The organism is Flavobacterium sp. CR10, from assembly GCF_055814415.1.
The window spans coordinates 5,368,532-5,383,851 of record NZ_CP185985.1 but is presented as its reverse complement, the minus strand read 5'-3'; the positions used below and the strand labels follow the sequence as shown (position 1 = coordinate 5,383,851).

Below are 15,320 nucleotides of genomic sequence, written 5' to 3'. Positions count from 1 at the left end.
TATTTTAGATTGCGTTATTTTTCTCGATTTGATTAATGATAGTTTGTACTGAACCAGCAGAAACAAAAGTATCAGCAGGTGTATTTATAACATAATCTACTAATTTGTCTACAGTTGAAACCGCCACGTGCATTCTGGTGTCCGAAGAAGCGTAATAAACGTAAACAGTTCCATCTTCATCTTCGATCCATCCGTTAGAAAATAAAACATTCGAAACGTCACCAACTCTTTCAATTCCTTCCGGCCCCATAAAATGCCCAGCTGGCACGTGTGTTACTTTCGAAATATCATTCAAATCAGTCATAAACATATACAAAGTATAACGTAACCCAGCAGCGGTGTTTCGAACTCCGTGCGCTAAGTGCAGCCATCCTTTTGAAGTTTTAATTGGAGCTGGCCCTAAACCATTTTTCAATTCGTAAATGGTATGATATTGTTTTCCGAAAATGATTTTCTCGTCTTTTACAACCGGATTCGTCATATCGTCAACATATCCTAAACCGATTCCGCCTCCAGAACCAACATCAATAAAACCATCTTGCGGACGCGTGTATAAAGCATATTTTCCGTTTACAAATTCTGGGTGCAAAACAACATTTCGCTGCTGTCCTGTATTCGAAATTAAATCAGGAAGCCTTTCCCAGTTTACTAAATCCTTAGAACGCACAATTCCCGCATTGGCAACGGCAGAACTCGTATCTCCTTTTGGAGCTTTTGGATCTTTTCTTTCGGTACAGAAAATTCCATAAACGTAACCGTCTTCGTGATTAATCAGACGCATGTCGTAAACATTTGTGTCGGGTTCTTCTGTTTGCGGAATTACGCAAGGTTTGTCCCAAAACTTGAAATTATCAATTCCGTTTGGACTTTCAGCAATAGCAAAAAACGATTTTCTATCAATTCCTTCTACACGAACAGCCAAAAGATATTTTCCATTCCATTTCATTGCGCCAGCGTTAAAAGCTGCATTTATACCAATTCTTTCCTGCAAAAACGGATTTGTTTTTTCGTTAAAATCAAAACGCCAGTTTAACGGAATATGCGCTGCAGTAACCACTGGATTTTTATAACGTTCGTAGATACCATTTCCAACCGTTTCTTGAGGTTCGTTTTTAAGTTGAAGCAGTATTTTATGTTCGTTTTCTAATGCCAATTTTCTTTTTTGAAAATCGACTGAAGATGTTATTGTTGTCATATAAATTAATTTCTTGGTCTTTGTTTTTTAATGATTTTGATCTCTTTTTTCGTTTAGATCCTGTTCTATAATCTGTAATTTTTCTTCTGATAAAGGGTAAAATGCTATAAAAGCTACTGAGATTGCGGCCGCAATTGCTGGCAGTATGCTTAACATTAATTGAATTCCGTTTTGAGCTGTGGCGGTCTGCTCGACATTTGCTTGAAATCCAAAATAGCCTAAAAGCCATCCTGCTCCAGCACCGCCAATAGTCCAGCCAAATTTTTGTGACATTGAAGAAGCAGAGAAAACCAATCCTGTTGCTCTTCGTCCTTGTTTCCATTCAGAATAATCGGCGCTGTCAGCGTACATTGACCAGATTAATGGAAAAATGCAACCCGCACAAATACTGATTAAAACTTGAAAGCTCATGATTAAGAAAACATCTTCTTTTCCGAATAAATAGAAAATTAGGCTTAAGATTGCCGCCAAAGCCATGGCTCCAAAAAAGGTTTTCTTTTTACCAATTTTATTTGCAATTGGCGTAGCGATGATAACTCCAATGATGTTTGCGGCTTGTCCTAAAACCAAATAAATTGACGTTGGAGTCATGTGAAAATCGGTTCCGAAAAGCGAAAAATCAAAATTTACAGAACTGCTTACGTAATATTTAAAATAATAAACTGCAGCTCCGTCACGTATAGAATTGAAAACTAAAGCTCCAATTCCAGCTCCAAGCAGAATCCACCACGGTTTATTTTTCCAAAGATCTTTTAAGTCTTCTTTTAAATTATTTTGTTCGTCTGCAATAGGTTTGATTCTTTCTTTTGTGAATGCAAAACAAGCCCAGAAAAAGATAGTTGTAATGAATCCGAAAACAGCGATTGTTGCCAGCCAGCCCGATTTAGAATTTAGATTTCCTCCAAAATAATTTACCAAAGGTTCAATTAGCCAAAGTGCCAATAAACTTCCTCCGAAAGCAAAAACCATTCGATAAGACGAAAGTGTGTTTCTTTCTTTTCTATCGGAAGACATTACGCCCAAAAGCGAAGCATAAGGAACATTGATTAAAGAATAAATCATCATCATTAGGGAATACGTCACATAAGCGTAGATAATTTTTCCCTTTTCGTCAAAATCAGGTGTGTAGAAAGTTAAAACTCCAATCACGGCAAAAGGTATGGCTACCCAAAGGAGATAAGGTCTAAATTTTCCCCATTTGCTTTTGGTTCTGTCGGCTAGAATTCCAACAATCGGATCAAAACAAGAATCCCAAATTCGGGTAATTAAAAACATGGTTCCAACTACAGCTGGTGCCAATCCGAAAACGTCGGTATAGAAAAACAGTAAATACATGCTGAAAATTTTCCAGAACATAGATGAAGCAGCATCTCCAAGACCGTAACCGATTTTTTCTTTTAAACTAATTTTGTCGTGCATTAGGTTTTTTTTAAAGGTTGTAATTTATTTTGGGACAGTTATTTTAATTTTTTTGGAATGTCTTTTTCAAAGATAGTTTGATCGAGGTTATAAAAATCGACAAAATCTTTTTCGCTTACTTGTCCAGTAAATGGAGCATAATAATGCATTTTTTGCTCTTTTTCCTGCCATCCGTGATTTCTCCATAATAAGACATAAGAAATTTTATAATTTCCAATGGCTTTTAATAAAGTTCCTGTCCACCATTTGGGATCTGGAATCGCTTCGTAACCTGCTTCAGCCAATGCCATTGGTTTCTGCTTTTTTATGCTGATTTCATTCAATATTTTAAACTGATTTTGAACTTCACTTATAAATTTTTCACCATTCGGATCATTATTATTTTGATAAGTATCAAAACTCAAAATATCGGCATAATTATCTCCAGGATAATTGGCTAAGAAATCGGCTTCATTGCCAAAACTTCCTGTATTGTATACATATATAAGATTGTGTACACCTTTTTTCTGAAGATAGTCAAAAGTAAATTTCCAAGCGGTTTTAAATTCTTCTGGAGTGCAATTTCCTTTTCCCCACCAAAACCATCCGCCAGTAAGTTCATGAAAAGGTCTGAAAAGAATCGGAATGTTTTTTCCGTTTTTATCTTTTAAAGACAAAAAGAAAACAGCAGCTTTATCTAGCCAAGAAGTGAATTTTTTATGATTTTCTGCGCCTGGCAAAATCGTTTTTAAAGAATTAGGAACATTATTCCAAGCGTCTTTTCCGGTTGCAGGATTGTCAAAATGCCAGCTGATCGTTGAAATTCCGCCTCTTGCATTTGCCTCTATAATATATTGTTTCATTTTAGCAAAAGGAACGCCGTCTATATTATTGGGTTTATCATTTTCTAAACCTGCGATATCCCAACCGTAAACTGCTGGATAATCGCCAACGACATCTTTTACATCGCTTCGTCCGTCTTCATATTTCCATTTTACGCCATAAGCTAAATCGTCTTGATGGCCAAATAGAAAACCTTTTTGCGATAATGTATTTAGATTTTTGTAAAGCGTTTTGGTTTCTGAAGTAGCTTTTTTATCTGAAAGTGATAAAATTGTATTACTAGTTTGTTTCTGAGATTGGCACGAAGTACCTATTAATAGACTCGCTATAATGATGATAAAATGGTTTTTCATTGTCTGGTTATTGATAGTTAATGGCGCTAAATACTAAAGTAACAATGATTTACGGTTTTGAAGCCTGTTGTATATATTGTTCGGAAATTCTTTAGTGATTTAGCTCTAAAATTATTAAAACTATAAAAAGTTATTTAATAAAAAATGATTAATGTTTATTATTAAACCTCTTTTTAAAGAAATGATAATTTATTTTTCAAAGATAATTGGATGAATATCGTGTAATTAATATTATTTTATCAATTATATATCATATTATTGCAGTCAAAATTTAGGACAATACTTTCCTGAAAAATACTTTTAATATGAGTAATACGAAAAATTTTTATAGAGAAATTGCTCCGCTTGCGGCAAGTGACAGCTTTTTGGTCTTTGACCGCGTAAAGGACAATTTTGATTTTCCGGTTCATTATCATCCTGAATTTGAAATTAATTTTATTCTAAACGGAAAGGGAGTAAAGCGAGTTGTAGGAGATAATATCGAAGAGATTGACAATATTGAATTGGTTTTGATTGGTCCGAATTTATATCATGGATGGGAGTTGAATAAATGCGCAAATAAAAAAATACATGAAATAACGATACAGTTTCATAATGATTTGTTTCATGAATCTTTGCTTGCAAGACGCATTATGAATCCGATTCGAGATATGTTTAATAGATCGATTCATGGAATTCTATTTTCTAAAAAAACCGCAGAAGAATTGACTCCAAGGCTTGTGAGGCTTTCAAAACTGGACGGGATGGATTATTTTCTAGAGATTACTTCTTTATTATATGATCTGGCTAATTCCAGAAATCAGCGTCTGCTTTCTACTTATACAGTAGATTATGATACGTTTGATGATTATGACAAAATGAAATTGGTTTATGAATACGTGCAGAAACATTTTGCGGAAAAAATTACTTTAGAAGATGTGGCTAATGTGGCCAGTATGTCTATTATTTCTTTTAACCGATTTATAAAAAAACGTACGGGAAAAACTTTCGTTAATTATATAAATGATATTCGAATTGGCTATGCGGCGCGTTGGCTCGTAGAGAAAGATATGAGTGTTTCTGAGGTTGCTTTTAAATCGGGCTTTAATAATATTGCAAACTTCAATCGCAGTTTTAAAGCAACAAAAAACTGTACGCCAAGTCAGTATCGTGAAGAATTTTCGGGTCTGAAGCGTATTTTATAGTGATACTTTTTTATCACAAATAAATATTATTTTTAACGAAAACGTTTGATTTTTAAGATTTCATTGGTTTTTATTCATTGGTTAGGTTCATTTATAGAGTAGTCTTTGCGAATAATTTAATTTTTATATGGTTTTATTTTTATATATGTTTTTTTAATCGCTTACAGTAAAAATATTATCATTAAATGATATAATATTATCGATTTGATAATTCTCTCTGTTATAGATTTGTTAAATAATTTAAAAGTAAAAATTACCCAGGCATTTGCTTTTACGATTATGCAATAAACAAATTTAACTAACCAAACATTATTATGAAAAAACTAATGACTAGCTTCATTCATTGGATGGCTGACCACAGAGCCGTTCCTTTGATATTATTTTTGTTACTGTCCTGTAATTTTATTACGGCTCAGGTAAAGGTTTCGGGTACTGTATCTGATGAGAAGGGATTGTCTATTCCTGGTGCCAATATAGTGGTTACGAGTACAAAGAAGACGACTTCAACAGATTTTGATGGAAAATATTCTATCGAAGCGCCCGCAAATTCAACTCTTTCTGTTTCATTTATCGGTTATGTTGCGCAGACTGTCAACGTTAAAAATGGAGGAACAATCAATGTTGTTTTGAAATTAAGCGCTGAAGATTTGCGTGAAGTACTGGTAAATGTTGGGTATAGAAGTGTGAAGAAAAAAGATTTAACTGGAGCGATTTCTACTGTTAGCTCCAAAGATATTGCAGACTCTCCACAAGTATCTGTAGATCAATTGCTTCAAGGGCGTGCTGCAGGGGTAACAGTTACGAACAACTCAGGACAGCCGGGAAGTAGTGTGTCGGTTAAGATACGTGGAACTACTTCTATCTCTGGTACCAACGAACCATTGTATATTATAGATGGTATTCCGATTTCTGGAGATGCAGCCAATACAGCTACTGGAGGTTCAATTGTTACAGGTTATTTGGGTGCAAATACAGGAAACGTCACTTCTAGTCCGATAGCTTTTTTAAATCCTAACGATATCGAAACAATGGATATCTTGAAAGATGCTTCTGCAACTGCTATTTATGGTTCTAGAGCGTCGAATGGGGTTGTAATTATTACTACTAAAAGAGGAAAAAAAGGAACAGGAAAAATTACGTATGATACTTATTTCTCTATTCAAAACGTAACTCGTTTATTAGATACGATGACTTTGAGCCAATATGCAGCACAACAAAACGCTCTGGCTGAGGTTTATGGTGTAGCGCCAAGAGACGAGTTTGCCGTTCCGTCTGTTTTAGGAAAAGGAACAAATTGGCAAGATGAGATTTATAAAACTGCGATAATGAATAATCACCAGATTTCATTTTCCGGCGCAAAAGAAGGCACTAATTATTATATTTCTGGAGGTTATACCAATCAAGAAGGTATTGTTATTGGCTCTGGTTTTAAAAGATATAGCTTTAAAACGAATGTTGACAGCAAATTAAAAGATTGGTTGACTGTTGGAGTGTCTGTTGGAGCGGGTGTAACCAATGAAGATATTACAATTAATGGTGCAAGTAATGGTATTATCAGTACTTCTATTTTGTCTACGCCAGATGTTGCGGTAAAAGATACGAATGGCAATTATGCTGGTCCGCCAGCAGATGGGTCAATTGGAGTTTGGATTAATCCAGTAGCTTCGGCTTTGATGAATACCAATAAATTGATCAAGAAGAATTTCATAGGGAATTTTTATGCCAACTTTAGAATTGCAAAAGGACTTGAGTACCGTTTTGATTTTGGTGGATCTACCAATATAGATAATTATGAAGGTTTTCAGCCTACTTATAAATGGGGTTCAGCGGTTAGAGAAACCAATATGCTGACAGAGAGAGCAAACAATTGGTATGGACTTAATGTTAAAAACGTTTTAACTTATAAAGCAGATGCAGGAAATCACCATTTTAATGTTTTAGTTGGTCAAGAGGCAAACGATAGTCATTGGTTCGGTAACTCGCAATCTGTTTCTGGATTATTGAGTAATGATATTCATTCTATTAGTTTAGGAGATCCTGATTCAGTTACTGCTTCAGAATATAAAGGAAGTTCTGCTTTGTATTCTTTCTTCGGATCTTTTAATTACGATTATGATAACCGATACGGGTTGCAGGCAACGATGAGAGCTGATGGAAGTTCTAATTTTGGGCCAGGTCAAAAATGGGGCTATTTTCCTTCGGTTTCTGGTTATTGGAAACTTTCGAACGAAAAGTTTATGGAAGGAACTAGAGAGTATATTGATAATATCAAGTTCAGAGGTGGATATGGTGAGACTGGAAACCAAAATATTGGAGGTGGAGGTTATATGAGTACGGTTCGTGCTATAAAATCGGCAATGGGTAACTTTTTTACGGTTAACAATATTGCGAATCCTGACTTAACTTGGGAAACTTCAAAGCAAACTAACTTTGGTTTAGATTTTACACTTTTCAAATCAAAACTTCAAGCTACGTTTGATGTATACAAAAAAGAGTCTGAAGGGTTCTTGTTTGTCTTGCCATTGCCGTACTACGTTACAGGTACAGAAGCTTATCAAGGTGGTTTAGGGGCGCCAAGTGTAAATCTGGGTAGCTTAAGAAACCAAGGTTTTGAGATGACTTTAGATTATAATGAGAAGTTTGGAAAAGACTTTTCTTGGAATTCAAAAGTGATTTTCTCTACAAACAAAAATAAATTATTGAGCTTACAGGATAATTTTGATTTAACAAAAGATGTATTGCTTAATGATTATACTACCAAAGCAGTAACAAAAACTATAGTTGGTCAGCCAGTTGGTCAGTTTTACGGATATCAAGCAGTTGGCGTTATCAGAACTAACGAACAATTGGCAAATGCACCGATTCCTTTTACAGGAAATAAAGCGGTAAAAAGTCAGTTGGGAGATGTGGAATATGTAGATCAAAACAAAGATGGTTTAATTGATGATAAGGATTTGACTTACATTGGTAATCCAGCGCCTAAATTTACTTACGGTTTTAACAATACTTTTAAATATAAAAACATTGATTTAGGAGTCTTTTTGCAAGGATCTTATGGAAACAAAGTAATGAACTTAACAAGACGTGCGGGTACTAAAAACCAACGTCTTTATGAAAATCAATTGGCAGAAGCAGCAGATTTTTGGACACCAGAAAACACCGATGCAAAATATCCAAGACCTGACGGTGGAGACGGACATCCAAACATTGCAATCTCTGATCGTTATGTAGAAGATGGATCCTATTTAAGAATTCAGCAAGTTACTTTAGGTTACAACATGCCCTCAGATGTAATCTCAAAAGCGAGCATTAGTAAATTAAGATTTTATTTTGGTATTCAAAATCTTTACACATTTACCAAATATACAGGCTATGATCCTGAAATTGGATCGTACAATCAAGATCCATTGTTATCAGGAATCGATTCAGGGCGTTACCCAACCAATCGTAGTTTCACTTTTGGAATGAATTTAGAATTTTAATTACTACTCTTATGAAAAAATATATCAAAATAAAGACCTTCGTATTATTTGTAACACTAGGTTTGGCAACTACTTCTTGCAGTGAAGATTTTTTGGATCGCCCATCTGAAGATAGTTACAGCAGTGATCAGTTCTATAATACAGATGAGCAAGTTGCAAGAACTACTTATGGAATGTATGGCGCAATGTGGGCTCCTTATTATACTAAAAATTTTTATGCATTGTCTGAGCTGTCATCCGGAAACTGTTTGGCCTACGCTGATGGACCAGAACTGATTCAGTTTAAATTGACTTCTGATAGTCCAATATTGTTAGATCCTTGGAGAGCTTGTTTTGCAATTATAGCGCAATCCAATAACTTGATTAATAATATCGAAAAAAATGCTACTGCAGATGTGAGCAGAGCAGTAATTAAAAATACTATTGCTGAAGCGCATTTCTTTAGAGCGATAGCCTATTTTTATTTAGTTCGTTTGTATGGACCAGTGCCTATTATTGAAGATAATTTGGCTTTGGCAAAAAATCCGATGGTAAATACAAATAGAGTTGAAGATGTTTATATGTTTATTGAAAACGATTTGAAATTTGCAGCAACAAATCTAAAATCTAAAGTTAGATCTAGATCTGCTAGTGGAGATAATATTTTTGTGACTCAAGGTTCTGCCGAAGCATTTTTAGCTAAAGTATATTTATATGAAAAGAAATATGCAGATTCTAAATTAATGGCTGAAAAAGTGATTAACTCAGGTGAATTTGCATTGTTGCCAAATTTTGCAGATTTGTTTTTAACAAGCAAAAACAATAACGAAGAATCTATTTATTCTTGGCAATGGTCTGGAGCGATAAATACTTATGGAGGAGGAAATTTCTCTAATATTCAATATGGTTTAGATATTTTGAATGATAATGCGTCATACGGTGCAACCTATGTGCCGAGTAATGATGTTCAAGATGCTTTTGAAATTGGAGATTTAAGAAGAAAAGAATCTTTTATGATTTATGGAGATTCTTATCCTAATATTAAAGGAGATGGTGCTGTAGGTTTTGTTATGGATAAAACGAAATATCCAGATGCATTGGCTAATACAGGAGCAGCTGTTAAGAAATATGTTGTAGGCCAAGTTACCAGTGAGACAGGTCAAGCTGATGGATGGGGAGGAATGAGCAACTGTAATTATATTATGCGTTATGCTGATCTTTTATTAATTCATGCCGAAGCAATTATGGCGGGTGCAGACGAAACTACTAATGCTGCAGCAAAAGAGTCGTATAATAAAGTGAGATTTAGAGCAGGTCTTGGAATTTTAGGAGCTAATGTACCTTTAACAAAAGCCGCTTTATTTCATGAGCGTAGAGTTGAATTTGCTTTTGAAGGAGAATTTTGGTTCGATTTAGGAAGATTGCCACGTCAAGAAGCAATCGATATAATTTCTAAGCAAGATAGAGGTTTTGATTCGCAAGGAGTAATGCATTATACGCCTACACCAACCGATTTTATTTATCCAAAACCAGATGTTGAAGTTAGAAAAAATCCAAAATTGAAAGAAGCGCCAGTTCCTTACGCTTTCAAATAATTTTTTAAAAGTAAATCACTATGAAAAATATAAAAAATAGAATGTTATTGAAGTTGTATTTTTTGGCTTCGATTTCAATTTTGCTGTCCGCTTCTTGTTCAAATGATGATTCATCAGGTGGTTCATCTGGAAAACTTGAAGTAACAGGAATTAGCAGATCTGTTGTTGACGATCCTTTGGTTGAAGGAGATAGAAAAGTAGATGTGCCTACAGATGTTATTAATGCGGGTAATTACTATATCATTAGAGGATCTGGTTTTGCAACGTTAAAATCAATTTCGTTTAACGGATTAGAATCTTACTTTAATCCAACATTCGTAACAGATAACGCCATTGTGGTTTTAGTAGATTCAAAAACGCCATACTACAATGAAATGGACGAAATGAAGATCGTAACCAATTTAGGAACCTTGAACTATAAAGTGGCCATTAGACCTCCAAGTCCTAATATTAAAGGGTTTCCAGTCAATCCAAATCCAGGTGATATCATTACAATTACGGGTGAATATTTCTTGCGTCCTCTCGTTAATTTTGGAGATATCCAAGTCGAGCCAATATCTTCTACATTGACAGAAATTAAGGTTAAAGTTCCTGAAGGAAGTTACTTGAAAAGTCTATCTGTAACAAATGTTTCTGGAACAACAGTAGCTCCGCAAGTAATAGGATCTGAAATTTATGACGATGCTTTCACTAATATTTGGGGCTGGCAATCTCTTTGGGATGGAACTAATGAGTTTGATGCAGCTTATGCTAAAGATGTTTACCAAGGAACTAAATGTATTCAATGGAAAGCTGGTGAATGGGATGGATATGTTATTGGTATCAATAACTGGTCTTATCATGATACAGATAAATTTAAAGCGGTAAGATTTTGGCTTAAAGGTGAAAAGGCAGGAAAAGTGAAGTTTTTTGCTAATGGTGATGCTGAAAAAAACATTATGATAGTCGATGTTAGAACTTCTTGGACTTATGTTGAGGTGCCGTATAGTTCGCTAGGTAATCCAACTGAATTATCTCAAATTGGATATCAAGAATTTGGCGGTTTTGGCGGAAACGTAATCTATCTAGATGATATCGGATTGGTGCTAAAATAATTGTTAGGACTCAAAAATAGATTTAGACGATAAAGTTTAATCTATTGATTAGAATCCATAATTAAAATAACTAAAAGAGAATTTATGAAAAATATATATAATAAAGTAAAACATATTGCTCTAAGTGTCTTTTTGGTTGTTGCAGCTTCTTCCTGCGATAACGAAATTGAAGATATTGGCGGAGCACAGCAAAATTACAATACAGCATACGGCTTAATTCAGGCCAATAGTAATTTAACTACGTTTACAAAAGCAATAAAATTAGCTGGTTTAGAATCGACATTAAATACAACTGATAATTACACGTATTTTGTTCCGAACGATGCTGCTTTAGATGCTTATTTAGTAGCCAATGGTTATGTAAATGATCTAGGATATCCAGATATAACGCTAGTTTCTGTAGAAGATTTGAAACAGCTTGTTTTGAGTCATGTTATTAAAGGTGTCAAAAAAAGAGTGGGCAAACTTGAAGGTGTTGACGCTGATTATTTAGAAACGGGAGATTATGCGACAATGGCAAATGCGGTAAATGCAGATTTATATTTACTAAGCATTAACGTAACCAATGGCGTTTTAAAAGTTAACGGATCTGATAAAGAAGCGCCAGGATTAGACTATTATGGAACAAATGGCTTTTTGAATGTTTTAAGTAATGTGATTGAATTAACTCCTCCGGCTCCAGTAATTTCAGGATTATCGCAAGTTTTAGCTTCTGCGGGAGATGTTATTACCATTACAGGACAAAATTTTGTAAAAGTTAAAAGCGTAAAATTCGGATCTACTGAGGCTACATTTACTGCGGTTTCTAAAACAGAAATAAAAGCAACAGTTCCAGCCGATTTTGATTCATACGCTCTTATTGTTGTAGAAACTGAGTTTGGAGTATCTGCTCCAAGCGGTATAGGACTTAAATATTTATTATACGAAGACTCATTGAAAGGATGGGGCTGGGGCTGGGGAGGAGACATCACCTGGGAAAGCACTGAAAAAGTTAGCAGAGGTACAAATGCAATTAAGAAAGTTGCAGAAGCTTGGAGCGGACTTTTCATGCACTCAGATCTTCTTCTAAAGGCTGCAGATTATCAATTCGTTAAAATGTCTATATTCCCAACCGAAAGCACTAAAATTATGGTTACCATAAATAGTGACACAGGTGATTCTGCTAAAGGTACTACAGTTGCTTTAGTGCCAGGGCAATGGAATAATATTTCAATTCCTATTTCAGCTTTGCATCCTGAACTTTTAACTGATGGAAATTTTGATAGTGTATTTATTCAAGAATTTTCTGGAGGTACAATTACGCCGGGTAGTATTCTTTATATAGATGATATCGGGTTTTTATAAAAAATAATATGTTGTGAGTTAGTTTGAGATATTCCCTAATTGAGAAATTAGGGAATATCTTTTTATAATGTCTTTTTTAAATGAACAAAGAATGAGAAAAATAATTTTAGGATTACTTGTAGGTATTTCGAGTTTTGCTTTCAGTCAAGGAAATACACATAAACAACAAGGAGGAAAATTTGAAGATCTCGCGATGACGCCTCCAATGGGTTGGAATTCGTGGAATACTTTTGCAACCAATATCGATGAAAAACTAGTAAAAGAAACTGCCGATATTATGGTTTCTTCTGGTTTGGCTGCTGCAGGATATAATTATATTGTTTTAGATGACGGTTGGATGACGCACGAGCGTGATGCAAACGGTGATTTAGTGCCAGATCCAGCAAAATTCCCAAGCGGAATGAAAGCGCTTATCGATTATGTGCATAGTAAAGGTTTAAAATTTGGATTGTACAATTGTGCGGGAACTAAAACCTGTGCAGGTTATCCAGGAACAAGAGGTTATGAATACCAGGATGCAAGATTTTATGCAAAACTTGGAATTGATTTTTTAAAATACGATTGGTGCAATACAGAAGGAATTACGGCAAAAGAGGCCTATACAACAATGAGTAATGCCTTAAAAACAGCTGGTAGGCCAATTGTGTTTAGTCTTTGCGAATGGGGAGATAATCAGCCGTGGGAATGGGGAAAACCAGTTGGAAATCTTTGGAGAATATCAGGAGATATTTATCCGTGTTTTGATTGCGAATTCAAACATCCAGAAAATTGGTCTTCTTGGGGATTTATGAAAATTGCCGATATGAGAAAAGATATTCGTAGATATTCTGGTCCAGATCATTGGAATGATTTTGATATGATGGAAGTTGGAAACGAAATGAATGATACCGAAGATAAAACGCATTTTGCCATGTGGTGTATGCTTTCGTCGCCTTTATTTACAGGTAACGATTATAGAAAAATGTCAAAAGAGACTTTGGCAATTTTGACGAATAAAGAACTTCTTGCTGTAAATCAGGATAAACTTGGAATACAAGGATTTAAATATGTTATTTTAGATGGAGTAGAAGTATGGGTAAAACCTCTTTCTGATGGAGCTTGGGCAGTGAGTTTTGTAAATAGAACAGAAACATCAAAAAAACTTAATTTCGATTGGAAGAAAAATGTCATCAAAGATGCTGATTTTGGTTATGAAGCTGATTTTAGCAAAACAGTTTTCAAAATAAAAGATCTTTGGAAAAACAAAGAAATCGGAAATACAAAGAAAGTTTTTGTTGCAGAAATAGCTCCGCATGATGTTATTACCTTAAAACTAATCCCTTAAATCAATACATTATGAAATCAAAGTTTTGGTGTGCCGCCTTTTTGCTTTTGCTGTTTGTAAATATTTCAAAGGCACAATTTGTAAAAAAGCATGGACAGTTAAGTGTTCTTGGAACTCAGCTTGTAGATAAAGATAATAATCCAATTGTGCTCCGCGGATTAAGTTTTGGATGGCATAGCATGTGGCCAAGGTTTTATAATGAAAAAGCAGTTAGCTGGCTTAAAAAGGATTTTAATTGTAATGTTGTTCGTGCCGCAATGGGAATCGAACTTGGCGATTACTCCTATATAAAGGATCCGCAATTTTCTAAAGAGAAAATAGAAGCGGTTATAGATGGCGCTATAAAATCTGATATATATGTCATTGTAGATTGGCATAGCCATAATATAAATCTGAAAGAAGCCAAACAGTTTTTTGCAGAGATATCAAAAAAGTATGCTAAGTATCCTAATATTATATATGAAGTATTTAATGAACCAGATTATGAAACTTGGTGGGAAGTGAAAAATTATGCAGAAGAAGTAATTCAAGTAATTCGTGAAAACGATCCTAATAATATTATTCTAGTTGGCTGTCCGCATTGGGATCAGGATATCGATCTTCCAGCCGAAGATCCAATAAGAGGTTATACTAATATAATGTATACTATGCATTTTTATGCGGCAACGCATGGCAAAGAATTGAGAGATAGAACAGATTTGGCTATTAAGAGAGGTTTACCAGTGTTTATTTCTGAATCTGCTGGGATGGAAGCGTCTGGAGATGGGCCTCTCAATTATAAAGCTTGGCAAGAATATATAGATTGGATGGAGTCTAAAAAACTAAGCTGGATTACTTGGTCAGTATCAGATAAGGATGAAACTTGTTCTATTCTAAAAAAATCCGCTAAATCTGATGGAAAATGGAGAGATGAAGATTTGAAAGATTCAGGAATTAAAGTCCGTGAATATTTAAGAAAATATAATAAAGAAGAATAGATCATTTAAGCCATTTATATAAAAGCCTGTTCATTTAAACGAACGGGCTTTTTTTTGGTTTTTCTATAGAGTAAAATCGCCCCCTAATCTTATGTAGAGAAGCATTTTGGAAGGATTAAATTTGTAGGAATTTATTCTTGATAAAAAATATCTTTGTTTTGATTTTTCTATAGGTTCTGTATTTCTTTGTTTTTTATAATTTTAAATTCACCCCATGTTTTTTATGGGGTGTTTTCGTTTTTAAATGTTTTAAATGATATTTTTAGTCTAATTTTTGTAGTAATTTTTACTTTTACCCATATGAAAATAGTGAAATTGGTCTAAAATGTGTTATTGAATTTTCAAAAACAATTATCTATAAATATCAAATCACGATTATTGGCGACTTAATTTTTGTAATCCATAATTCTTCGTCTAAAACGTCAAAAAAGCACTTTTGAATTATTCTACTCATGCAAAAGTTAATAAATTCGCTAATGAAAATGATGATGATTTGAAGGCGCATGAAAGGTTTTAGAAATGACTTATACTATTAAATAGATATATAAAAGA

At 34.4% G+C, this 15,320-nt stretch carries 10 protein-coding genes; 7 read left to right on the top strand and 3 right to left on the bottom strand.

All coding sequences use genetic code 11. The features are described 5' to 3' along the window. Window positions 1-4 precede the first annotated feature (4 nt). The 3 genes from ACNRYB_RS22605 to ACNRYB_RS22595 are packed head-to-tail and all read right to left on the bottom strand — an operon-like array spanning window position 5 to window position 3,789. Window positions 5-1,195 carry a glycoside hydrolase family 130 protein gene (locus ACNRYB_RS22605; RefSeq protein WP_473728832.1) on the bottom strand — a complete coding sequence of 397 codons (1,191 nt, stop codon included), beginning with the start codon at window positions 1,193-1,195 and terminating at the stop codon, window positions 5-7. A gap of 27 nt (window positions 1,196-1,222) precedes the next feature. After that, complete coding sequence (locus tag ACNRYB_RS22600) at window positions 1,223-2,614, bottom strand: MFS transporter (RefSeq protein ID WP_129745164.1); 1,392 nt, start codon at window positions 2,612-2,614, stop codon at window positions 1,223-1,225. A 38-nt stretch (window positions 2,615-2,652) separates the two neighbouring features. Beyond that, window positions 2,653-3,789, bottom strand: a complete 1,137-nt coding sequence (locus ACNRYB_RS22595; RefSeq protein ID WP_473728831.1) for a glycoside hydrolase family 26 protein — start codon at window positions 3,787-3,789, stop codon at window positions 2,653-2,655. Between the two features lie 305 nt (window positions 3,790-4,094). Here ACNRYB_RS22595 and ACNRYB_RS22590 point away from each other — a divergent pair, with 305 nt between their 5' ends. From ACNRYB_RS22590 to ACNRYB_RS22560, 7 genes are all read left to right on the top strand, one after another. Continuing rightward, window positions 4,095-4,973, top strand: a complete 879-nt coding sequence (locus ACNRYB_RS22590; RefSeq protein ID WP_473728830.1) for an AraC family transcriptional regulator — start codon at window positions 4,095-4,097, stop codon at window positions 4,971-4,973. A gap of 314 nt (window positions 4,974-5,287) precedes the next feature. Further along, window positions 5,288-8,455 carry a SusC/RagA family TonB-linked outer membrane protein gene (locus tag ACNRYB_RS22585; protein ID WP_473728829.1) on the top strand — a complete coding sequence of 1,056 codons (3,168 nt, stop codon included), beginning with the start codon at window positions 5,288-5,290 and terminating at the stop codon, window positions 8,453-8,455. 11 nt (window positions 8,456-8,466) lie between these two features. Then, window positions 8,467-10,029, top strand: coding sequence for a RagB/SusD family nutrient uptake outer membrane protein (locus ACNRYB_RS22580; protein ID WP_473728828.1), 1,563 nt, complete (start codon window positions 8,467-8,469; stop codon window positions 10,027-10,029). Window positions 10,030-10,049: 20 nt separating this feature from the next. Next, entirely contained in the window at window positions 10,050-11,123 is a 1,074-nt protein-coding gene (locus tag ACNRYB_RS22575) for an IPT/TIG domain-containing protein (RefSeq protein ID WP_473728827.1), read from the top strand. Window positions 11,124-11,207: 84 nt separating this feature from the next. Then, window positions 11,208-12,467, top strand: a complete 1,260-nt coding sequence (locus ACNRYB_RS22570) for a fasciclin domain-containing protein (protein ID WP_473728826.1) — start codon at window positions 11,208-11,210, stop codon at window positions 12,465-12,467. A gap of 91 nt (window positions 12,468-12,558) precedes the next feature. Beyond that, the gene (locus tag ACNRYB_RS22565; RefSeq protein ID WP_473728825.1) at window positions 12,559-13,791 is read left to right on the top strand and encodes a glycoside hydrolase family 27 protein; all 1,233 of its coding nucleotides are present in this window, start codon (window positions 12,559-12,561) and stop codon (window positions 13,789-13,791) included. An 11-nt stretch (window positions 13,792-13,802) separates the two neighbouring features. Then, complete coding sequence (locus tag ACNRYB_RS22560; protein ID WP_473728824.1) at window positions 13,803-14,768, top strand: glycoside hydrolase family 5 protein; 966 nt, start codon at window positions 13,803-13,805, stop codon at window positions 14,766-14,768. The last annotated feature ends 552 nt before the right edge of the window (window positions 14,769-15,320 follow it).

What these genes read in the sequence shown, in the direction of transcription:
- ACNRYB_RS22605 (WP_473728832.1), bottom strand. Translation starts at nt 1,195, where the DNA reads ATGACAACAATAACATCTTCAGTCGATTTTCAAAAAAGAAAATTGGCA.
- ACNRYB_RS22600 (WP_129745164.1), bottom strand. Translation starts at nt 2,614, where the DNA reads ATGCACGACAAAATTAGTTTAAAAGAAAAAATCGGTTACGGTCTTGGA.
- ACNRYB_RS22595 (WP_473728831.1), bottom strand. Translation starts at nt 3,789, where the DNA reads ATGAAAAACCATTTTATCATCATTATAGCGAGTCTATTAATAGGTACT.
- ACNRYB_RS22590 (WP_473728830.1), top strand. Translation starts at nt 4,095, where the DNA reads ATGAGTAATACGAAAAATTTTTATAGAGAAATTGCTCCGCTTGCGGCA.
- ACNRYB_RS22585 (WP_473728829.1), top strand. Translation starts at nt 5,288, where the DNA reads ATGAAAAAACTAATGACTAGCTTCATTCATTGGATGGCTGACCACAGA.
- ACNRYB_RS22580 (WP_473728828.1), top strand. Translation starts at nt 8,467, where the DNA reads ATGAAAAAATATATCAAAATAAAGACCTTCGTATTATTTGTAACACTA.
- ACNRYB_RS22575 (WP_473728827.1), top strand. Translation starts at nt 10,050, where the DNA reads ATGAAAAATATAAAAAATAGAATGTTATTGAAGTTGTATTTTTTGGCT.
- ACNRYB_RS22570 (WP_473728826.1), top strand. Translation starts at nt 11,208, where the DNA reads ATGAAAAATATATATAATAAAGTAAAACATATTGCTCTAAGTGTCTTT.
- ACNRYB_RS22565 (WP_473728825.1), top strand. Translation starts at nt 12,559, where the DNA reads ATGAGAAAAATAATTTTAGGATTACTTGTAGGTATTTCGAGTTTTGCT.
- ACNRYB_RS22560 (WP_473728824.1), top strand. Translation starts at nt 13,803, where the DNA reads ATGAAATCAAAGTTTTGGTGTGCCGCCTTTTTGCTTTTGCTGTTTGTA.